This window comes from Actinomycetospora chiangmaiensis DSM 45062 (assembly GCF_000379625.1).
Taxonomy (GTDB): domain Bacteria; phylum Actinomycetota; class Actinomycetes; order Mycobacteriales; family Pseudonocardiaceae; genus Actinomycetospora; species Actinomycetospora chiangmaiensis.
Genome location: NZ_KB903243.1, coordinates 354,142 through 375,078, shown reverse-complemented (window position 1 = coordinate 375,078; position 20,937 = coordinate 354,142). Strand labels below are relative to the sequence as shown.

At 73.3% G+C, this 20,937-nt stretch carries 16 protein-coding genes and 1 pseudogene; 7 read left to right on the top strand and 10 right to left on the bottom strand.

Annotated features, from left to right (window positions below; translation table 11 throughout):
• Positions 1 to 935 (top strand): annotated as a pseudogene (locus tag A3CO_RS40450) (hypothetical protein); the annotation flags it as partial.
• Between the two features lie 224 nt (positions 936 to 1,159).
• On the opposite strand, the gene A3CO_RS0121280 reads toward A3CO_RS40450, so the two are convergent.
• The 3 genes from A3CO_RS0121280 to A3CO_RS0121270 all read right to left on the bottom strand — a co-directional run bounded on the left by A3CO_RS0121280 (position 1,160) and on the right by A3CO_RS0121270 (position 6,053).
• Positions 1,160 to 2,200, bottom strand: coding sequence for a glycosyltransferase family 4 protein (locus A3CO_RS0121280; protein ID WP_018334272.1), 1,041 nt, complete (start codon positions 2,198 to 2,200; stop codon positions 1,160 to 1,162).
• Complete coding sequence (locus A3CO_RS33595) at positions 2,197 to 4,182, bottom strand: glycosyltransferase (protein ID WP_157647753.1); 1,986 nt, start codon at positions 4,180 to 4,182, stop codon at positions 2,197 to 2,199. Before A3CO_RS33595 ends, A3CO_RS0121280 begins: the two co-directional genes overlap by 4 nt.
• A gap of 83 nt (positions 4,183 to 4,265) precedes the next feature.
• The gene (locus A3CO_RS0121270; RefSeq protein WP_018334270.1) at positions 4,266 to 6,053 is read right to left on the bottom strand and encodes a flippase; all 1,788 of its coding nucleotides are present in this window, start codon (positions 6,051 to 6,053) and stop codon (positions 4,266 to 4,268) included.
• Between the two features lie 137 nt (positions 6,054 to 6,190).
• Between A3CO_RS0121270 and galE the strand changes: the two genes are divergently transcribed.
• Entirely contained in the window at positions 6,191 to 7,153 is a 963-nt protein-coding gene (gene galE / locus A3CO_RS0121265; protein ID WP_018334269.1) for a UDP-glucose 4-epimerase GalE, read from the top strand.
• A gap of 47 nt (positions 7,154 to 7,200) precedes the next feature.
• Here galE and A3CO_RS33590 read toward each other — a convergent pair whose 3' ends face one another.
• Genes A3CO_RS33590 through A3CO_RS33580 form a run of 3 tightly spaced genes read right to left on the bottom strand, consistent with a single transcriptional unit; the run spans position 7,201 to position 10,221 of the window.
• Positions 7,201 to 7,863 carry a hypothetical protein gene (locus tag A3CO_RS33590; RefSeq protein ID WP_018334268.1) on the bottom strand — a complete coding sequence of 221 codons (663 nt, stop codon included), beginning with the start codon at positions 7,861 to 7,863 and terminating at the stop codon, positions 7,201 to 7,203.
• Positions 7,856 to 9,025 (bottom strand): glycosyltransferase family 4 protein, encoded by a 1,170-nt coding sequence (locus tag A3CO_RS37160; RefSeq protein ID WP_084682105.1) that lies wholly within the window; start codon positions 9,023 to 9,025, stop codon positions 7,856 to 7,858. The genes A3CO_RS33590 and A3CO_RS37160 overlap by 8 nt, the downstream gene beginning before the upstream one ends.
• Complete coding sequence (locus tag A3CO_RS33580; protein WP_211214513.1) at positions 9,022 to 10,221, bottom strand: glycosyltransferase family 4 protein; 1,200 nt, start codon at positions 10,219 to 10,221, stop codon at positions 9,022 to 9,024. Before A3CO_RS33580 ends, A3CO_RS37160 begins: the two co-directional genes overlap by 4 nt.
• Positions 10,222 to 10,553: 332 nt before the next feature.
• Between A3CO_RS33580 and A3CO_RS0121245 the strand changes: the two genes are divergently transcribed.
• A complete protein-coding gene (locus A3CO_RS0121245) occupies positions 10,554 to 11,612 on the top strand; it encodes a glycosyltransferase family 4 protein (protein WP_026204840.1) in 1,059 nt (352 codons plus the stop codon).
• A 48-nt stretch (positions 11,613 to 11,660) separates the two neighbouring features.
• Here A3CO_RS0121245 and A3CO_RS0121240 read toward each other — a convergent pair whose 3' ends face one another.
• A complete protein-coding gene (locus A3CO_RS0121240) occupies positions 11,661 to 12,608 on the bottom strand; it encodes an aminotransferase class IV (protein ID WP_018334264.1) in 948 nt (315 codons plus the stop codon).
• A 189-nt stretch (positions 12,609 to 12,797) separates the two neighbouring features.
• On the opposite strand from A3CO_RS0121240, the gene A3CO_RS0121235 reads away from it, so the two are divergent.
• Entirely contained in the window at positions 12,798 to 13,691 is an 894-nt protein-coding gene (locus tag A3CO_RS0121235; RefSeq protein WP_018334263.1) for a phytanoyl-CoA dioxygenase family protein, read from the top strand.
• 39 nt (positions 13,692 to 13,730) lie between these two features.
• Here A3CO_RS0121235 and A3CO_RS0121230 read toward each other — a convergent pair whose 3' ends face one another.
• Entirely contained in the window at positions 13,731 to 15,080 is a 1,350-nt protein-coding gene (locus A3CO_RS0121230) for a glutamate-1-semialdehyde 2,1-aminomutase (RefSeq protein WP_018334262.1), read from the bottom strand.
• Positions 15,081 to 15,571: 491 nt separating this feature from the next.
• Here A3CO_RS0121230 and A3CO_RS0121225 point away from each other — a divergent pair, with 491 nt between their 5' ends.
• Genes A3CO_RS0121225 through A3CO_RS33575 form a run of 3 tightly spaced genes read left to right on the top strand, consistent with a single transcriptional unit; the run spans position 15,572 to position 17,747 of the window.
• Complete coding sequence (locus A3CO_RS0121225) at positions 15,572 to 15,940, top strand: hypothetical protein (protein ID WP_018334261.1); 369 nt, start codon at positions 15,572 to 15,574, stop codon at positions 15,938 to 15,940.
• A gap of 50 nt (positions 15,941 to 15,990) precedes the next feature.
• Positions 15,991 to 16,788 (top strand): hypothetical protein, encoded by a 798-nt coding sequence (locus A3CO_RS38345; protein ID WP_026204838.1) that lies wholly within the window; start codon positions 15,991 to 15,993, stop codon positions 16,786 to 16,788.
• 11 nt (positions 16,789 to 16,799) lie between these two features.
• Entirely contained in the window at positions 16,800 to 17,747 is a 948-nt protein-coding gene (locus A3CO_RS33575) for a polysaccharide deacetylase family protein (protein ID WP_018334259.1), read from the top strand.
• Positions 17,748 to 17,822: 75 nt separating this feature from the next.
• Here A3CO_RS33575 and A3CO_RS0121210 read toward each other — a convergent pair whose 3' ends face one another.
• A complete protein-coding gene (locus A3CO_RS0121210) occupies positions 17,823 to 18,800 on the bottom strand; it encodes a hypothetical protein (RefSeq protein ID WP_026204837.1) in 978 nt (325 codons plus the stop codon).
• A 223-nt stretch (positions 18,801 to 19,023) separates the two neighbouring features.
• Positions 19,024 to 20,718: a glycine/sarcosine N-methyltransferase gene (locus A3CO_RS0121205; RefSeq protein WP_018334257.1), complete on the bottom strand. Its 1,695-nt coding sequence runs from the start codon at positions 20,716 to 20,718 to the stop codon at positions 19,024 to 19,026.
• Positions 20,719 to 20,937 lie beyond the last annotated feature (219 nt).

Genomic DNA, 20,937 nt, shown 5'->3' with positions numbered 1-20,937 from the left:
CGCAGGGTCAGGGCCAGCCGCAGGGTCAGGGCCAGCCACAGGGCCAGGGCCAGCCGCAGGGCCAGGGCCAGCCGCAGGGCGCGCCGAAGGGTCAGGCCCAGGGCGCTCCGCAGCAGGGACAGCAGGGTCAGCCGGGGAAGCCGTCCACGGGTCCGAAGCCCGGTCAGCAGGCCGGCCCGGCGCCGAGCACGCCGAAGCAGGGCGGGCCGAACCCCGCCCCGGCTCAGAACGGATCCTCGTCGGCCCCGAACCCGGCGCCGCAGAAGGGCTCCGGTCCCGCTGCGGGTGGTGCCGCAGCTGCGGCCGGTGCTGCTGCGGCCGCCGCAGGTGCTGCAGCGGCGAAGGCCTCCGGGCCGTCGGGGCCGTCCGGGTCGAACAGCGCGCCGAATCCGGCTCCGGCCGCCAACGGTGCCGCCGCCCAGAACGGCCAGAACGGCCAGGCCAAGCCCGCCCAGGGCTCCGGCCCGAAGCCGTCCCCGGGCGCCAACGGCGCCGCGGCGGCCGGCCAGAACGGGCAGGCCAAGCCCGGTCCGGGTTCCGGCCCCCAGCCGACGCCCGCGCCGGCCCCGGCCGCGCAGGGTGGTGGTTCCGGCCCGAAGCCGAGTGCCGCAGCGGCGGATGCCCCGACCACGACGGTCGGGACCTCCCCGGCGAAGTCGTCCCCGACCCCGCGTCGCCCCTCGCCCGGCAAGCCGGTGTCGATCAAGCCGAAGAGCTCGTCGTCCTCGTCCTCGACGTCGACCCCGAGCGTGGGCCCCGGTGGCCACACGCCGCCGGCGCGCGGGGGCGGCCTCGACGCCGACACCGTGGCGGTCGACATGCGCCGCAAGGGTGGGCCGAGCCCGACCCCGCGGCCGCGGCCCAACGGCGCCCCGAACCGCGTCGGTTCGGCGGCCTCGAGCGACACCGACCGCGGCGGCTCGCGCGACGCCTGACCCGGTCCGCCACGACGGCCCGGCGCCGGAGCACCCGCTCCGACGCCGGGCCGTCGTCGTTCCGGCTCCGGTGCGCCGCGACACTCACCTCAGGCAGGTCGGCCCGGCCCGGAACCTGCGTGGTGTGACTCTCGCGGACGGGCGCCAGCCGGCCGAGGGCGCCCACCGCCCATCTACCCGACCGAAGGGGCCCTTCGCTCAGAACGGCGGGCGACGGGCCGGGATCACGCCCGGCCGGACACGCGGGCGAACACGGTCGTCCACCCCTCGGCGACCCGGTCGGCCGAGAAGTGGGCCAGGTAGTGCGACCGCGCGGCCGCACCGATCTCGGCGGCCACGGCCGGGTCGGCCAGGCGACCGAGGACGGCCGTCAGGCCGGCGACGTCGTCCACCCCGAGCGGGGGCAGCGACGGCGGGCTGAACTCGGGCAGGCCACCGGAGTCGGAGACGATCGTCGGGATGCCGAGCTGCATGGACAGGACCTGGACGCCGCTCTGCGTGGCGAGCCGGTAGTGCGCCAGCGAGCCCTTCGCGCGGGCGAGGTCGGGCAGGACGTCGGCGTAGGAGAAGTGCTCGCGGCGCCACTCGACGTGCGCGGGCAGGTCGAGCTCGGAGAGCGGCCCGTTCCCGAGCAGGAGCAGCCGGTCGCCCCGGTACTCCGGCGACGCCGTGTGCGCGGCCCAGGCCCGCAGCGCGACCTCGACGTTCTTGTACGGCGACATCCGGCCGAGCAGCACCACGTCGCGCCGCTCGGCGGCGGGCACCGGGACGGCGGGCAGGGCGGACTCCGGGACGTCGGAGGTCAGCGGGACCACGTCGATCCGTCGTCCGAACCGGGCGGAGAGGACCGCGGCCACGTGCGCGCTGGGCGCGACGACGGCGGCCGCCGTCCGGGTCTGCAGGTCGAGCACGGCGCGGCGGTGCCAGGGGCGTTCCTCGGTCGCGTCGTGCGGCCGGTCGTCGTGCACCACCTGCACCAACGGTGCGAGGCGCGTCAGGGGGAGCCACCGCGGGTCGTGCATCAGCTCGGACACGACGACGTCGGGCCGGAACCGGCGGGCCTCGGCGACGACCCGCGCGAGGGCCGGGAGCGTGCGTGGGTCCTTGATGGCCGGGTCGAGCACCCGCTCGTCGGGCCGGGCCGTGACCTTCTCGTAGTGCTGGTCGGTGGTGACGACGAGGCACTCGTGGCCCGCGGCGTCCAGTGCGTCGACCTGGACCCGGGTGAGGGTGCGCAGCCAGGGGGAGAGCCAGAGAACCCTCACAGCAGCTCCGCCGGCTCGCTCGGGCCGCCGGGGACCGGCCGGCCGAACAGTCGGGCGAAGGCCCGCTGGTAGGCGTCGGCCATCGCGGCGTCGGTGTAGCGGGCGAGGGCCCGCTCCCGCCCGGCGGCACCGAGCGCGGCGAGCCGCTCGCGGTCCGTCAGGGCCTCGGTCAGCGCCGCGCTCCAGGTCTCGACGGTCGCGGGCGTGACCACCACCCCGGCGTCGCCGTCGGCCAGCATCTCGGGCACGGTGCCGCTCGCGGAGGCCATGACGGGGACGGCGCGCGTCATCGCCTCCACCATCACCAGCGGGAACGCCTCGAAGTCGCTGGGGACGCAGAGCACGTCGGTCTCGGCGAACGCGGCGTCCGGCCCGGACACCTGCCCGCGCCAGCGGACCTTGTCGCGCAGGGCGGCGGGGGTCCGCGCCTCGAGGCGGGCCCTGTCGGGACCGTCGCCGAAGATGTCGAGCGTCCAGTCGTCCCGCCCGGTGGCCGCGAGGGCGTCGATGAGCAGCAGCGGGTTCTTGTACTCGACGATGCGGGTGAGCATCGCGAAGCGCAACGGCCCGGTGCCGGTCGCCCGGAACGGGATCGGGTCGGCGGCGGGGATGCCGTTCGGTGCCGCCATGACGACGTCGGTGAGCGCCTGGTGCCGGGTCAGGTCGACGTGGTGCCGGGCGGACAGCACGAGGAGGCCGTCCGCGGTGCGCAGGTTGGCGGCGAGCGCCTCGGAGTAGGTGGCCCGGTCCAGGCGCGCCGGGTCGTGCGTCGCCGGCATCCAGCGACGCTCCTGGTTGGTCGTGCGCCCGAACGCACGCCAGGCCCGCGCGAAGCCGACCTCGGTGTTGGTCACCCCGCCCACGACGACGGCCGCGTCGCCCGCGACCTCCACCGTCGGCTGCCACCACGGGACGAAGGCGAGGCGCACCCGCGGGTCGAGCTCGGCGGTGTAGAGCCCGAGGCCCTGCAGGCACACCATCGTCACCGGGTGGCCCCGGTCCACGAGCGTGTTCGCGAGGAGCACCCGCTGCCGCTCGGCCCCGCCGAGATCGAGGTCGTTCGTGGTCACGACGACGCCGGGCCGCCCCGCGGCCTGCTCGGTCAGCGCGATCCGGCGACGGCGGCGGTCGGTGCGCTTCGAGCGCTGCACGCGGTCGAGCACCGCCGTGCCGAGCGAGAACACGGTGCCGGGGCCGCGGTTGCCCGCGTTGCCGAGGGCCATCACCTGGGCGGCGCGCAGCAGGTCGGCCCCGCGCTGGGAGGCGAGCGGGTCACCGGCCTGGGTGCCGGCGGCGGCGTGGCTGACCTGCGGCCCGTCGTCGTCGACCAGCTTCAGCGTCCAGCCGGCGCGGCGCGCGGCGGGCTGCCACGTCGCGTCCTCGCCGTAGACGAAGAAGCGCTCGTCGAACGGTCCGAGGGCGTTCCAGGCGTCGCGGGCGATGAGCAGGCAGCAGCCGGCCATGTAGCCGTCGACGTCGTGCGGGGTCTCCGGGTACAGGTCGGAGAGCCCGGCGAGCACCGGGTGCTCCCGGAGCCGCTTCGCGTAGCCGGCGGCGTTGAGCAGGTTGCGCAGCACGCTCTGCTCGCGGTGCGCGACGTCCCACGGGCGCTCGCGGCCCTCCGGGTCGAGCACCGTCGGCGAGACCGCGGCGACCCGCGGCCGGGCGAGGGCCTCCCGCGCCGCCGTGAGCGGACCGATGAGCTCGGCGTCGGGATTGAGGTGGAGCATGTCCGCCTCCGGGCACTGCGCCGCGAGGCGGTTCATGGCCGCGATGTAGCCGAGGTTCGCCTGCGAGAACGTCCACCGCACCTGCGGCCACGACGTCGCGAGCGCGCGGACCTCGTCGGAACCCGACGACGCGTTGTCCCACACGTACACCGGCGCGTCCGGGAGGTGCTTCTCGACGCTGCGCAGTGCCCGGTCCAGCAGGTCGGCCCGCCGGTAGGACACGATCAGGACCGCCAACTCACGACCCGACACGACCTGCTGTCTCCTTCACCGCCCCCGGAACCGGACACCGCGATCGTGGCACGACGTCGGGAGTGACCCGGCGCCCGCCCCGGTCAGCCCTTCCGGATGACCCGCATCTCGACGAACTTGCCCTGCTGGCGCATGCGGATCGTCTGCAGCGCCGCCATGTCGAGCTCCATGGTGGGCACGTCGGTGATGTCGGCGAGATCGCGGCGGGGCGCGCTGCGCGTGCCGGCGGCGACCGTCGGACGCATCTGCGCGGTCTCGGCGTCGAGCGCGCTGCGGCCCTCGGGCACCCGGGTCATGCCGGGCAGCACCGTCGTCGCGGCGTCCAGGCCGACCCCCGCCGGGTCGATCCGCGGCTCGACCGTCGGCGCGGACGGGGCGACCCCGATCCCGTCGTCGGCGTTCTCCGCCGCCGCCTCGGCCTCCATGCGGTCGAGGCTCTTGGGGCGCAGCGCGCCGAGCAGCGCGTTGCGCATCGACAGCGGGATGGCGCCGACGAGGAGCGCGCCGCCGAAGTAGGCGATCCCGCCCGCGGCCATCGGGACGAGCAGCGGCAGGTCGTAGGTGAGGTAGATCGCGCCGAGGGCGAGCAGGCCCGCGGGGACGAGGCGGGCGAGGTAGCCGAACGGCAGCGGGTGCACCCCATGGCGACGGAGGCGCCACTGCGACATCAGGACACCGATCGTCTCGGTGACGATCAGCATGATCCCGCAGGCCACCGCGCCCAGGCGGGGGACGAGGATGATGTTGCCGACGATGTTGATGATCAGGTTGATCGTCGACATCGTCGTCAGGTACTTCTGCTCGTGCGCTGCGATGAGGCCGTCGGAGACGATCGCCGACAGGAACGTCATGGCCACGGCGATGAAGAAGAACTGCAGGGGCGGCCCGGCGAACGCGCCGACCCCGTTCGAGCCGCCGACGAGGTCGGCCATGCGGTGGGCGAGCGGCCAGCCGATCACCGCGATGGGGAAGCCCACGAGCAGCAGGAAGCGGTAACCCTGGTCGACCGCCCGGGCGAAGCGGTCGCGGTCGGAGTGGTAGGTCTCGTTGATCGTCGAGAGCACCGAGCGTTCGAAGACCTGCGAGATCAACGTCAGGGTGAACGCGATCGAGAGGGCGGCGTAGTAGCCACCGACCTGTTCGGGCGTGCCGAGGATCGACAGGATCAGACCGTCGGCGCGCCAGTACAGCACCGCGATGATCGCGATGACCGTGAGCGGGAAGGCCTCCTTGAGCAGGTGCCACATCTCCGCCCAGTCGACGACCCAGCGGATCTCGGTGAGCCGCCGCGCGCCCCACCACTGGATCACCAGGCGCAGCGCCTGCGGGATGATCTGCACCGCGCACATGGCGAGCAGGCCCCAGTCGAAGAACGCGACCGAGGCGGCCGCGGACAACGTCAGCACCCGGGAGAAGAACTCCGCCGACGCGGCGGAGGAGTAGCGCACCTTGATGTCGAACACCGGCTCGTAGCACGACGAGACCGTGGTGAAGATCAGGCCGACGGCGAGCACGCAGACCGCGGCCTGCTGCTGGTAGTCGCCCCAGTAGACCCCGATCCCGGCGATCGCCGCGATGACCGCCAGCGGCACCGCGTACAGCGTCGAGAAGGAGATGTTCATCCCGACGAGGCGCTCGAGGTTGCCGCCGAAGCCCGCCACCCGGCGGACGATGATGGTGCCCACGCCGAGCTCGGTGAAGGCCTCGAAGGTCTGGGCGAAGACGACGGCGGCGGCCATGATCCCGTAGCCCGACTCGCCCAGGTAGCGGGTGGCGATGCCCAGCGTGACCATCGACAGGGGCAGGGCCGAGAACTTCGCCAGCACCTGGATGACGACGCCGCGCGCGATCGCCGTGGACCGGGTGCTCATCGACCGGAATGCTACTCGTGCGGGTTCGGAGCGGGTCTGGAGCGGGTCTGGAGCGGTCGGGGGCGGGTCGGGGGCGGTCCCGGGAGGCGGGGCCCGGCCCCCGGCGGGGCACCCGCCGCTGGCTAGGGTGACCGCCGATGGACGTCCGGAGCTCGACCTGGCTGCTGACCGGCGGTGCCGGCTACATCGGGTCGCACGTGCTGCGGGCCCTGCGCGCCGGGGGGCACGACGCGGTCGTGCTCGACGACCTCTCGACGGGCCTGGTCGAACGGCTGCCCGACGACGTCGAGCTGCTGCGCCACGACCTGCGCGACCCCGCGCTGCCCGAGGTCCTGGCCGACCTGACCCGTCGTCGGGACGTGGCGGGGATGGTGCACCTGGCCGCCAAGAAGTCGGTGCCGGAGTCGGTGGCGGCCCCACTGACCTACTACGAGCACAACGTCGGCGGCACGGTGGCGGTGCTGCGGGCCGCGACGGCCGCCGGGATCGGCCGCTTCCTGTACTCCTCGAGCGCGGCGGTCTACGGCGAGACGTCGGCCGAGCCGGTCACCGAGGACCAGCCGACGTTGCCCACCAGCCCCTACGGCGAGACCAAGCTCGCGGGGGAGTGGGCGGTGCGTCGGCACGCCGAGGCCGAGGGCCTGGGGTGGACGGCGCTGCGCTACTTCAACGTGGCGGGCACGGCGTCGGCGACGCTGGCCGATCGTGGCGCGACCAACCTGCTGCCGCTGGTGGAGCGGGCCGCGACGACGGGCCGGCCGGTGCAGGTGTTCGGGGACGACTGGCCGACCCCGGACGGCACCTGCCTGCGGGACTACGTCCACGTCGCCGACCTCGCGGAGGCCCACGTGGCAGCGGCCGCGGCGCTGCTCGAGGGCCGGTCGCCCGGGGCGCTGAACGTGGGCCGCAACGAGGGCACGAGCGTGCTCGAGGTGATCAGGGCCGTGTCGGTCGCCCGGGGCCACGCGGTGCCCTACGAGATCGTCGGGCGCCGGCCGGGTGACCCTGCGCGGGTCGTGGCCGACGCGTCGCGGATCGCGACGGTGCTCGGCTGGCGGGCGGCGCGGGGGATCGAGGAGATGTGCGCTCCGCGCAGGTGAGCACTAACAGGTGCGATAGCCCCCCTGAGTGCTCACCTGCGGAGCACCTAGTCGCCCAGCGTCCCGTCGGCGCTGAGCTTGCGGTAGTAGCCCGAGAGGTCCATGCGGCGCTTGGCGTTGACCGTGGACTTGCCCTCGTCGACGAACAGCCGCAGCGGGATCGCACGGAAGTCGAAGCTCACGCGCGAGGTGTCGGTGTCGTTCGGGTAGTTGCCGTGACGGTTGTTCACGGCGTCGAACCGGAACACCTCGCCGGGCTCGACGACGGCGGGCGAGTAGGTGTCGGTGCCCGGGGCGTCCTCGATCCACATCGAGTTGGTGCCGTAGGCGCGCGTCAGCGGCAGCCAGTAGTTCAGGGTGGCCGGCTGGTGGTTGTAGTCGGAGTCCTTGTGGAACTCGGACACGGCCACGCTGCCCGGACGGTGCACCCGGAAGGTGGGCACGCGCTGCACGGCGAGGTCCTCGCCGTACTGGGGGAGGATCCACTCGACGAGGAAGCGGTCGTAGAGGTCCCGCACCTGGTCGTACTCGCGGTAGAAGATCGAGTGGTCGTCGGAGTCCTGGTCGTGGTTGTCCACGTCCGCCCGGCGCCCCAGCTCGTGGATCTTCTCCAGGTCCGGGGTGTCGAGGATCTTCGCGACGACCGTCGAGAAGGGGAACTCGATCGGGTCGTAGGTGAGCACGGTGCCGTGCTCGCTGCGGTCAGCCATGGTGGGGCTTCCTTCCGTGCTGTTCGGGGAGCTGCTCGGGGACCAGGAGTTCGCGGTAGAGCGCCACGAGGCGGTCCGCCCAGGCGTCGGCGCCGAACGGCGCGACGCTCTCGCGGGCCCGGGCTCCCAGCTGCACCCGCACCTCGTCGTCGGAGAGCAGCTTGTCCAGGGCGGCGCCGAGCGCCGCCGGGTCGTTCACCGGGACGACGACGCCGTTGTCACCGTCGCGCACGAGGGTGGCGAGGCCACCGACCGGGGTGACGACCGGGCAGAGGCCCCAGGCCATCCCCTCGAGGACCGACATCGGCAGGCCCTCCCACCAGCTGGGCAGCAGGAGCAGCTCGGCCTCGCGGAGCAGCGCGTCGCGCTCCTCGGGCCCGATCCAGCTGCGCACCTCGACGCTGCCCCCGAGGTCCGCCGCGGCGACGGCCGCGCGGACCGCGTCGACGTCGCCGTGCCCCGCGAGGGTCACGTGCAGGCGGGCACGGTGGTCGGCGTGGAGGCCGGCGATCGCGTCGATCAGGTCGAAGACGCCCTTGCGGTCGATCAGGCGCCCGAGGAAGACGCCGCGGACGCGGCCCGCGTGGGGGTCCCGGGCGGGCAGCTCCGCCGGCCACTCCACCGGGTTCGCGACGACGGGGACGCGCTCGGCCGGGACGCCCAGCCGGCTCGTGTAGGTCTCGCGGGCCCCGTCGGCCAGCACGATCACGCGGTCGGCCCGCAGCAGCCACGCGACGACCCGCCGCAGCGGCCGGGGCAGTCCGTCGAACCACTCCGCGAAGGCGCCCGCGTGGGTGTGCAGCACGGTCGGGACCCCGCGGCCACGGGCGACCGCGACGATCAGGCCCTTGCGCAGGGCGGACAGCCCCTTGGCCACGTGCAGGTGCACCACGTCGACCCGCCCGCCGAGGATCAGGGCGACGGCGCGGGCGATCCCGCCGACCATCAGCCGCAGCCGCGCGGCGGCACCGACCTCGTCGTAGGTGGTGACCAGCCGCACGGTGACGTCGTCCCGCGCGGCGAGGAACCGGACGTGCAGCCGCTGCACCGAGGAGATGCCCCCGGGCGTGCCCTCGGCCTGCCCGACCACGAGGACGCGCAGCGGAGCGGAGCCGGACCGCGGGCGTGAGCCGCGCAGCGGCACCGGAGCGGGGGACGTCACCGGCGGGCCGGGTCCACCGTCGCGTACGCGGCGAGCAGTGAGGTCTGGGAGTGCGACCACGACAGCGCGCCGGCGACGCGTTCGCGGCCGACCTCGCCCATCTGCTTGCGCCGCACCGGGTCGTCGAGCAGGTCCGAGACCAGCGACGCGTACTCGTCGACGTCGTTCGGGCGGGCGTAGAGCGCCGCGTCCCCGGCGGAGACCCGGCCCTCGGTCAGATCGAACGAGACCATCGGCAGGCCCATCGCCATGTACTCCATGATCTTGTTCATGGTCGACAGGTCGCTGAGCGGGTTGAGCGGGTCGGGGGCGAGACCCAGGCACGCGGTGGAGAGGTAGCGCTGCACGTCCGGGGTGTCTGCCATACCCGTGAAGGTGACGCGGTCGTCGAGGCCGAGCCGGTGGGCGAGGTCGACGACGTCGTCGAAGGCGTCGCCGCCGCCGAGGAAGGCGGCGTGCCAGTCGTCGCGGCGCTCGCCGAGCCGGGCGAGGGCGCGGACCGCGTAGTCCACGCCGTCCTGCGGGCCCATCACACCGAGGTAGACGAGCAGGTGCTCCTTGCCGCGCGCCAGGTCGGGCTCCGGCGGGACCTGCCGGAAGCGGTCCAGCGCGGGCGCGGAGCGGACCGTGAAGGCCCGGTCGCCCCGCACGCGGCCACGGCCGACGGCCTTCGACCGGTAGCTCTCGTTGGTGGAGATCACGACGTCCGCCGTGCGGTATGTCAGGAACTCGGTCAGCCGCAGCGCCCAGTACAGCGCGTCGCGCTTCGGGCGGAAGCGGGACAGGTAGAGCTCGGGCACGAGGTCGTGCTGGTCGAACACGACCTTGGTGCGGCCCCCGCTGAGCACCTTGAGCACGAGCGCGACCACGAACAGCAGGTCCGGCGGGTTGCACAGGTGCACGACGTCGACCGGTGCCCGGCGGTGCACGGCCCGCGCCAGCCGCACCGAGTGGAAGAGCGCGGTGGCGTACTCCTTGAGGTAGCCCTGGGGGCCCCCGGACGCCGCCTGGAGCGGGTACCGGTGGATGCGGACGCCGTCGACGGTCGCCTCGCGCTCGGTGTCCCGCGCGGTGCCCCTCGGGCAGATCACCTCGACGTCCCAGCCGTGGTCGCGCAGCGTCGTGGCCTCCTGCCAGACGCGACGGTCGAACGGCACCGAGAGGTTCTCGACGAGGATGAGTGCTCTTCCGGGCAAGATCTCGTCTTCCGTCCTGTCGGGGGCCAGGTCCGGCCCGAGCGGATGCCGTTCGGGCTCGGACCACGGTAGCGATGCGGTGTCGGGGCCCGGCGGGTGCCCGGTGTCCCCGGCACGTACCACTGTCCAGAGGACGTTCGGGGGACCCGGTGGTTGCCGTGACGCAGCGCTCGGATCGATGACGGCGGATGGAACGATGGCGTGGACCGGGGCGGCGGGTGGGCAGCCCGGCGCGGACAGCGACATCCGGCGTTCGGGCCGGGACCGGACATCGGTAGCGTCGCGGTAGCCCGAACGGGTCACGACGCACGGCGCAGGGGGAGACCGAGGACATGCACGTACACGTGGAGCTGCCCGAGGAGCTCGACGTGGAGGCCTACCGGCTCCGGAACGCCCGCGGCGAGATCCCGGACCACACCCCCTACGGCCTGCACCACATCGGCGACGACGGCGACGTCGTCACCTTCCGTCGGCCGGCGCACGGCGCGGTCGCCTACGCCTCGCGCAAGGTGCGCAACCGGCTCGACGGCTACGAGGCCGTGACGGCGGTGACCGGCGCGGTGCAGCGTCGCGGCGCGGACGCGGTGCTGTGCATGGACGAGCGCACCGGGGTGCCGGCGCTGTTCACCTCGCCGCGGCGCCCGGTGGTCACCGGGATCGGCTGGCTCGAGCGCCCCGACCTGCTCGGCCGGGCGGAGCGGATCGCGACGACGCGCGCGCTGCGCCGGGCGGCGGGCCTGTTCAGCCAGTCCCCGGGCGTGGTGCCGATCCTGCGCGAGCACTGGGACGTGGACCCCGGGCGCGTCCACGGGGTGACCCTGGGGATCGACCCGGAGTTCTACCCCGAGCAGCCGTGGGACGAGCGCGACCCCGGCGGCGTCACGATCACCAGCGTCGGCGACGACCGCAACCGTGACCACGACACGCTCGTCGCCGCCGTCGAGCGGGTCCGCGCGGGAGGGGTCCCGGCCTGGCTGGAGCTCGCCACGACGATCCCGGTCACCCTCGCCCCCGACGCCGGGGTGGTGCACGCCCGGCGGATGAACGCCGCGATGCGCGGGCTGTACCGGCGCTCGACCGTCGTCGCCATCGCGCTGCGGTCGAACCCCGTCGGCGCGGGGCTGACGGTCGCGCTGGAGGGGCTGGCCAGCGGCCGCCCGGTGGTCGCGACGGACAACCCCGGCATGGACCACTACGTCGACCACGGCCGCACCGGCATCCTCGTGCCGCCCGGCGACCCGGCGGCGATGGCCACGGCGATCGCCGACCTGCTCTCCGACCCGGAGCGCGCGGCGGCCATGGGTGCCGAGGGCCGCAAGGACGTCGAGACCCGGTTCACCTCCGCGCACATGGCGCGCGAGCTCGCCGACATCGTCCGCGGCGTCATCTAGCCGCCCCCGACGACGGGTGGCCTCGCCACCCGTCGTCGGGAACCGGTACTACGACGTGACGAGCGCGCGCCCGGCGTCGGTGGCGACCATCTCGACGCCGTCGACGGGGACGTCGCCGCGCATCACCTGCAGGTAGGCGGCCCGCAGCCGCGCGAGCACGCCGTCGACCGGGAACGTGAAGCCGTCGATCTCGGAGACGAGCGTGAGCTCGGAGATCGTGCCCGCGATCCCGACCTCCTGGGCGGCGAGGAGCTCGGTGCGGTCCATCGGGCGGCGCACGAGACGGAGCCCGTCGCGCTCGCAGAGCCGCTCGAGGATGCGCACGGTGAGGCTGTCCAGCGCGCCCTCCGAGGACGGCGGCACCACGACCTCGCCGTCGAGCAGCGCGACCACGCAGGCGCCGGTGGCCTCGGCGACGCGGCCCTCCCGGTTGAGCAGGATCGCGTCGTCGTAGCCGAGCCGGCGGGCCTCGATCCGGGCGAGGCGGGCGACGACGTAGTTCGCGCTGCTCTTGACGCGGGTGGGCAGGTCGACGTCGGTGCCGCGGCGCCAGGTGGAGACGCCGAGCCGCATCGGCTCGCCCGACTCCTTCTGCTGGGTGAACGCGGTGATGACGAGCGTGGCCCGCGTGCCCTCGCCCCAGTGACCCTCGGTGACGTAGAGGGTGGGCCGGAACCAGAGGTCGCGGTCGCGCACCAGGAGTTCCGCGGCCAGCTGCTCGAGGCGGCGCACGAACTCCGGGTAGTCGAAGTCCACCGGGATGTGGAAGAGCCTGGCCGACCGGAGCAGCCGCTCGTAGTGCTCCCGCGGCGTGCGGAGGGAGAACGTCTCGCTCGCCGGGTCCCAGTAGCCCTTGACCCCCTCGAACACCGAGAGCGCGCGGGTGAGGGCCTCGGCGGAGATGTGGATCCGGACGTCGTCGTACGGCACGAGCTGGCCGTCGACCGACGCCCACGGCGGGGACTGCAGCTGGGACAGCGACGCGATGTGTGCCATATGTCGTAATCCTCCCCGAACGAACCATTCCAGGTACGTTTCGTGATCGAATCGTACCGACGGTCGCGCGTGCGCATTCTTTTCGGGTACCTCGCTGCACCCGAGCGGACAACCAGTGGCTACCGTGCGACGTCTCGGTAGCCAGGAGGTTCTCCTGCTGTGGGAAGAACCGGCGCGAAGGGGGCCGACGTGACGAACGTTCTCTCGAATCCGTCGTTCGACGACGCGACGCGACGCGAGCACCTGTACTCGGGCGACGTGATGGTCTACGGCGCGACGCCGGCCACGCTCGCCCTCGTCCAGTTCACCCGGGAGCTGGTCGAGGAGGCGTTCGCGGGGCGGGACCCGCAGGTGGCGCAGTACGAGATGGAGGTGCGGGACTTCGCGACGCTGCTCGCGGACCTCAAGCCGCGCTTCATCCACCACCCGCGGTGCAAGGAGCTGCTCCCCGCCATCCTCGAGGAGCGGGGGTGCGACCTGGAGCGCACCTACTTCGACGTGCCGCGGCTGCGCACCTCGACCTCGGACGACTACCTGACGACGGGGATCGCGTTCGCCTTCCACCCGCACCGCGACACCTGGTACTCGGCGCCGATGTGCCAGACCAACTGGTGGATGCCCGTCTACCCGGTGACCGCCGACAACGTCATGGCGTTCCACCCGCAGTACATGACCCGCGGCGTGAAGAACGGCTCGCGGCGCTACGACTACGACGAGTGGAACCGGACGAGCCGGTTCAGCGCGGCGACGCAGATCGGCAAGGACACCCGCGACCAGCCGACGCCCGAGGAGCCGGTGGAGCTCGACCCGCAGGTGCGGGTGGTGCCGGAGGTCGGCGGGATGATGGTGTTCTCGGGCAACCAGCTGCACTCATCGGTGCCGAACACCTCCGGGCGCACCCGGTTCTCGATCGACTTCCGCGTCGTGGACATCGACGACGTCGCGGCCGGCCGCGGCTCGCGCAACGTCGACTCGGAGTGCTCGGGGACGTCGCTGCGCGACTTCCGGCGCTGCTCCGACCTCGCGCCGATGCCCGAGGAGCTCGCCACGCAGTACGACGGGCGGGCGGTCGTCGGGGTCTGACCCCGGGCCACCCGCCGTCGGTCCGTCCGCCGGCCGGTCTCAGCGCCGCCGGGGGGCGGCGTGGGTCCGCAGCGCGGGAGCGACCGGCCGACCCTCGAGCAGTCCCGCCGTCGAGCCGTGCTCGAGGGCCTTGCGGTAGGTGGGCAGGGCGTCGGTGACGGCCTGCACCGTCTGGTCGACGTCCGCATCGGTGTGCGCCGCCGAGACCACGAACGACTGCCCGAGCACCCCGCCGCGCAGCAGCTCGGCGAGGAACAGCGTCCGGAACTCCTGGGACGGCAGGCCGTCCGGCCCGCGCGTGAGGAACACCAGGCAGTTGGGGTGGCCCGCGACGAGCAGGTGTTCCTGCAGGCCCTCGGCCTCGATCGCGGCGTTCGCACCGGCCGTCAGGCGCTCCCCGGCGTGGCGCATGGCGGCGATGGGGTCCCCGGCGCGGTAGGCCGCCACGACCGCGCGGAACGCGGTGAGGCCGACGGTCTCGGGGCCGTTCGTGGTGGAGAGTAGGAACACGCGGCTCGCGTCGGTGGCGAGTCCGCCGAGCTCCATGAGCTCCCGCTTCCCGGCCAGCGCCGCGATCGGGAAGCCGTTGCCCATGGCCTTGCCCCACGTCGAGAGGTCGGGCACGACCCCGTGGACCTCCTGGGCCCCGCCGGCCGCCCAGCGGAAGCCGGTGATCATCTCGTCGAAGACGAGGACCGTGCCCTCGGCCGTGCACAGCTCGCGCACGGCCGCCAGGAAGCCGGGCTCGGGAGCGACCAGACCGGTCGCGGCCTCCATGAACACGGCGGCGATCCGGCCGGGGTGGGCCGCGAACAGCGCGCGGAGCGAGTCGAGGTCGTTGAAGCCGAAGCGCAGCGTCGCGTCCCGCGTGGCCGCCGGGATGCCCGCGTGCATGCCGGTGGTGCCGATGAACCAGTCGTCGACCGAGAAGAACGGCTGGTCGGCGACCGCGACGAGGTCACGGCCGGTGGCGGCCCGCGCGAGCTTCAGCGCCGCCGTCGTCGCGTCGGAGCCGTTCTTCGCGAACTTCACCATGTCCGCGCCGGGGACCGTCGCGAGGAAGTCCTCCGCCGCGGCCACCTCGAGGGTGGAGGGCCGGGTGAAGCTGACCCCGCGGCCCAGGACGTCGCGGACCGCGTCCAGGACCGGGGCGTAGCCGTGCCCCAGGGTCACCGCCCGGAGCCCCATGCCGTACTCGACGAACTCGTTGCCGTCCGCGTCCCACACCCGGGCGCCGTGGCCCCGCTCGATGATCGGCGCCATGCCCTCGGGGTACTGGTCGTCGCCGCGGGCGTAGGTGTGCGCACCCCCCGGGACCATCGCGTGCAGTCGGTCCGCCAGGGCGTTCGACCGGCTGAAGTCGGGAGCGGGTCTCTCCACGGGGAGCACCTCCGGGTCGGGGGCAGCGGACCGCGTCGTCGGCTACGAACGGTGGTCGGGCGTCGGAACGGTCGGACACCATCGTCCGCCACCGGAGCGTCGCGTTCCGCACCGGGGGGTGGTGCAGTTACGTACCCGGCGTCCGGATCATCCCGGTATCGCACGGGCCACGATCGGCCCTCCCGGAGGTGGAACGGCCGTGGTCGGCGTCGGTGACGAAGGTCGGGTGGAACTCCACGATGTACGGTGCGTCACTCCCCGCGGGCGCCGACCGGGACGTTTCGACCGTCCCGGGCGGGCCTGCCCCGATCGGAGGGGGCGGCGCGACGGCGGGCGGTCGCGGGGTCCCCGGTCGGTGCGGCCGGAGGGCGTACGCCGGGGTGCAGGGGTGGTCCCCCGACCGTGATTGCGGGAAACGGCTTCCCAGAATGGTTCACATGGCGGAGCGAGGTTCCTGCGGTACGACCCATGACCGCGGTGCATCGGAGGAGGGCGGCCCGGTGACGGGGTCCTCGGGGGTGCGTCGCGTCGTCGCCCTGCGACCGGCCGTCCGGCGGCCGTCGGAGCCCGTGCCCGCGTGGGCCGAGCCCGGCGTCGCCACGGGGGCGTGGACGCCGTCGTCCGTCCCGTCCGAGGGGGTGGCGGTCCCGGAGGTGGAGCCGCTCTTCCCGTTCGGGGCGGCCCTGCCGTTCGAGCCCGACCCCGAGGCCGCGGCCTTCCTCAACGCTCCGAGGCGTCCGCTCGCGTTCTACGTGGCGCCGTTCGGGACCCCGCCGTTCGGCAACCCGCCGTCCCCCGCGGCCCGCCCGACCCGGGGTGTGCCGTCGGGTGCGCCCGAGTGGGGCCCGGCCTACCCCGCGGGGGCCTGAGCCGACCCGTCGTCGTGCCGGGGGCCTGCCGCCCGGGCATGATCGCACCGGTGACCTCCCTCGCGGGCCTGGTCGACCGGTTCACCGCCTCCCTGCGGTCCGGCGGCCCCTACCGCGCCCCCGACGAGGCCGAACGCGCTGCGGCCGACGCCCTCGCCGTCGCGATCGCCGCCGGCGACGGAGTGGCCCACCACGCCGCCGCCCTCGGGTTCACGACGACGACCGTGGCCGGCCGGGCCGCGCTCGTCGCGGACCCGTGCAGCGAGCGGTCCTGGGGGCTGCTCCTGCTGCCGCGGGCCGAGCCCTCGCTCGTCGTCGAGGTGCCGCACCCGGCGGCCGACCTGCGCACCGAGCAGATCGGCGTCGCCATCGTCGAGGCCCTGCCCGACGCGCTCTACCTGCAGGCGGGCGCCCACCGCCACGCGGGCGCCCCCGCCGGCGCCCGCACGCGCGCCGACTGCCCCGCCGACGTCGCCCACCGCCCGGACTCCGTCTTCGCCCGGGTCGCCGCCGGGCTCGTCGCCCACCGCGGCGTGCCCCAGGTGCAGCTGCACGGCTTCGCCGACCGGCCGGACGTCGACGCCGTCGTGTCGGCCGGCGCGGCGACCGGGTCGGTGGTGCTGGAGGAGACGGTGACCCGACTGGCGGCCTCGGGGGAACGGGTGCGTCGCGGCGGCGAGCCCGGATGCGAGGACCTGTCCGGGACACGGAACGTGCAGGGCCGGGTCGCGGCGCGCCACGGCACCGTGTTCGTGCACGTGGAGCTCTCGCGCTCGCTGCGCCGGTCGGCCCGTCGTCGGGAACGGGTGGCGGAGGCGGTGACCGGGGCCGTGAGGTCGGCCACCTAGGGTGGGCCGCCATGGGCAACCGGCTCCTCGTGCTCGGCTGGCACAACATCGACCCGACGCCCGGGTTCCCCGACCCGCCCGGCGTGGGCCGCCTCGGGTTCGCCCGGCAGCTCCGGATGCTCTCGCGGTTCGCGAACGTGCTCCCGCTGCAGACCGCGCTGGGGCTGATGGAGGCCGGGGAGCCGCTGCCGTCGCGGGCGGTGGTGCTGACCTTCGACGACGGCTACCGGGACAACCTCGAGCTCGGCGTGCCGGCCCTCGAGCGCCACGGCCTCCCGGCCACGTTCTTCCTCGTGCCCGGCTTCCTCTCGGGGACGGTCGGTGCGTGGTGGGAGGACCTGTCGTCGGCGTTCGACCGGGCGCGCGCCGCGACGCTGGAGTTCGGCGGCACGGTGTACCCGCTGGGCACGCCCGCCGAGCGCGAGACCGCCCACGCCGCGGTGCGGGCGTCGCTGAAGCGGCTGGACCACGCCTCCCGGGTCGCCGAGGTCGCGCGGGTGTCGGAGCTGCTGTCGCCGGCGGAGTCCTCGGTCGGTGAGGGCCTGTTCATGGACTGGTCGGGCGCGAAGTCGCTGCTCGCGGCCGGGCACGAGATCGGCTCGCACACCGTCTCGCACGCGATCCTGGAGCGGGAGACCGAGCCGGGCCAGCGGGTCGAGATGGGGGAGTCCCGCGCGGCCCTCGAGTCGGGCCTGGGCATCACCGTCGACACCCTCGCGTTCCCCAACGGCTCGGCCGCGGACTACTCCGACGTCACCACCCGGGTCGCCCGCGACCTGGGCTACCGCTGCGCCATCACGACGACGGCCGGGCTCGCCTCGGGCGGCGACTCGCCCTACGAGATGCGCCGCGTCATCGTCACGCCCACCACCGACATCGCCGGCGTCGCCGAGAAGGGCTGGCGCAAGGCGAAGGGCCTCGTCGGGCGGACGGTGTCGACGCTGTCCCGCCGGCGGTAGCACCTGCTCGGTGCAAGCAATGCGTCACTGCTTGCACCCAGTGCCAGGAAATCCGGCACCGTCGATGGACACGGGTCAGGCGCCTGCTTCGATATCCGGACGCCAGCCGACGTCCACCCGTGGGAGCGAGGCGGCGACGGTGCGGGCGTCGAGGACGTCGCGGTACAGCCCCTCCCGGTCCGACCGCAACCGACTCGGACGGATGCCGACGACGTGAAGGCCCGCCGAGCGATAGGCACGGTGCTGACGCTCGGTCTCGACGACCTGATCCGGCGTCATGAAGTGGTGCTCGGTCGAGTCGACCTGCGCGACGAGGCCGATCTCCTCGTCGAAGGCGTCCGCGATGCCGAGGAAGCGTCCCTGCACGTCGAACAGCCGCACGTTCCACCGCATGGTCCCGAGGTCGGGGTGCTCCGACCACCACCGGCGGACGTCGAACTCGGCGGGGGAGCGGACGCCGTCGTCGATCGATCCGAGGACCTCCCGGGGCGTTCCGGATCCCCGACGACACCCGGCGTCGAGCTCGAGGCGCAGGGCCTGGCGGGTGACCATGCGCCGTTGCACCGGCTCCGTCAGGATCGCCGCGATCCGACCTCGGTCCCGTAGCCGACGCACGGCGTCGAGTACGCAGCGGTCGAGCGGCGCGACGGGCAGACCGTCTCGCAGCACCGGCGTCGGCAACCGCTTCGTCCGCTCCACCCGGATGCCGCGCACGCTGCGGACCTGCCGGAACGCCGCGATCAGGACGTGCACGTCCTCGGGAAGCTCCCCGCGCCGGAGCCCGTGTGCCCGGGCCGCGTCCAGGCCGGTGACCATGGATCCTGGGCCCGCGTGAAGGAGCGCGGCCACGAGTCGTTGGCGGCGGGTCGGGGGCCCGTTGCTCAGCAGGACGGTGGCCGGAGCGAGGAGCTGCCACGGGCCGTCCTTGCGGCACCGACGGTAGATCGTGCTCTCGGGGACTCCGAGCGCCATCAGCGCCACGACGGCGATGACGTCGTCGTCGGCAGCCGCTCGCATGCTCTCGAGGTCGTCGGCCCAGGCTCCACGTCTCATGGCCGAAGGGTGCGGCGCGAAACGGGCCGAGGGGGAGCACGAGTATGCCGCCTGTGGACGAGGCAGGGTCCGCGTCGGACCTGTGGATGGATGGTCGTAGACGCACGACGGCGGGTGGACCAACGAACTGGTCCACCCGCCGTCGTCAGGCTGATGTCGCCACGATGCCGGATTCTCTGGCACTGGGTGCAAGCAGTGACGCATTGCTTGCACCAGGAGGGGGTCACCGCTTGATGCGGAAGATCCCCCAGGACAGCTGACCGGACTTCCCGCCGTTGACCCAGTTGCGCAGGCCGGTCTTCATGTTCGAGATGTAGTCCTCCGAGATCTTCCCGGCGAACGCCTGCTCGGCCTTCTCGAGCTCGGTCAGGACCCGGCCGTAGTGGGTCGTGAGCTGGTCGGTGTGGTCGTCGAAGGCGTAGTCGTTGAACCCGTTCTTCGCGAACTCGGCGCGGTAGAACCCGGGCGAGCCCAGGCTGTCCAGGTGCAGGCGGGCGAGGATCGGCGTCAGGGCCGAGACGTCGGCGCCGTCGGCGGCCATCGGGTCGGTGAACACGACCTGGCCGGTCGGGACGAGCACGCGCGCGATCTCGGCGACGACCGTCGAGCGCTCGCCGGAGTGCAGGAACGCGTCCTGCGACCACACGAGGTCGTAGGCGTTGTCCTGGATCGGCATGTTCTCGAAGGAGCCGTCGACGACGTCGACGAGGTGGTCGAGACCCTGCTCGCGGGTCTTCTCCCGGTTCCGCTCGTTCTCGACCTCGGAGAGGTTGAGGCACGTGACGCGGCAGCCGTAGGTCCGGGCGAGGTGGCGGGCGGCGCCGCCGTAGCCGGCGCCCATGTCGAGCACGCGGGTCTGCGCGGTGATGCCGGCGGTCTCGGCCATCCGCTCGACGGTGCGCGCCGACGCCGGCGCGATCGCCTCGTCGGGGGTCGCGTAGAGCCCGACGTGGATGTCCTCACCGCCCCACACCTCGTGGTAGAAGGTGTCGGCGTCCTCGGAGTTGTAGTAGTCGCGCGCGGTGTGGACCGCGTTCGAGTACGACTCGGTCAGCTCGTCGTCGGTGCGGTACGTCTTCTCGGCCACGTGAATCCAGAAGTCGGGGGTGTCCTGTCCGTAGGTGTCCTGGAAGTCGCCGTAGGTGTCGATCTTCTGGAACCCGACCTCACGCATGAGGCGCCGCACGTACTCCTTGCGCAGCGGGAACATGTTGAGGTGGTACACCGAGCCGTCGTCGTGGAACGTGTACCGGAAGCGGGCGAGGCCCTCGTCCAGGTACTCCGGCTCCGCGGTCACGGTGTCACCGCTGTAGTAGTACTTGTGCTTCGATGAGAAGCCCTCGTCGAGGATCGCGTCGTAGTTGCGCTGATCGAGGATCAGCACCCCGTCGTGCGAGAGCATCGCGTAGAACTCGGCCAGCGCCTTGCGGCGGTCACGCTCGGAGAACAGGTGCGTGAACGAGTTGCCGAGGCAGATGATCGCGTCGTACTCGCCGTGCACGTCGCGGTTGAGCCAGCGCCAGTCGGCCTGGACCACGCGCAGCACGTGCCCGCGGTCGCGGCCGTTCGCGAAGGCCTTGGCGAGCATCTCGGCGCTGCCGTCCGCCGAGACCGTCTCGAACCCCGCCTCGAGCAGCTGCACCGAGTTGAAGCCGGTCCCGGTGGCGACGTCGAGGACCTTCTCGACACCGCGGGCGCGCAGCTGGTCGATGAAGAACGTGCCCTCGCTGGCGGCGCGTCCCTCCCAGCCGATGTAGTCGTCCCACTTGTCGACGAATCCCTTGATGTACTCGTCCTGGTAGTGGTTCGTGTCGCGCATCTCGTTCGGGTTCTCACCGAACTCCTGGTGCACCTCGGCCTCGGTGTAGTCCTCGAGGCCAGCCGCGGTGTCGGGGCTCCGGTCTGCGGCTGTGGTCATCTGGTGGTCCTCCGGACGTCGATGCTCGTCTCGCTTCCAACGGGGCTTCCGGAGAGAAGACGCTAGAGCGGTCCGACGACTATGGACACCGAACACCGTCACGCTCGGTGTCGGGAGCGATCAAGTGAACCGTTCAGGAATGCGCTGCGCTGGGCCGATCAGCCCTGTTGGGACCGCCCGCATCGCGTGCAACGGAGAGGTTGCCGGCGGGTGAAGAGA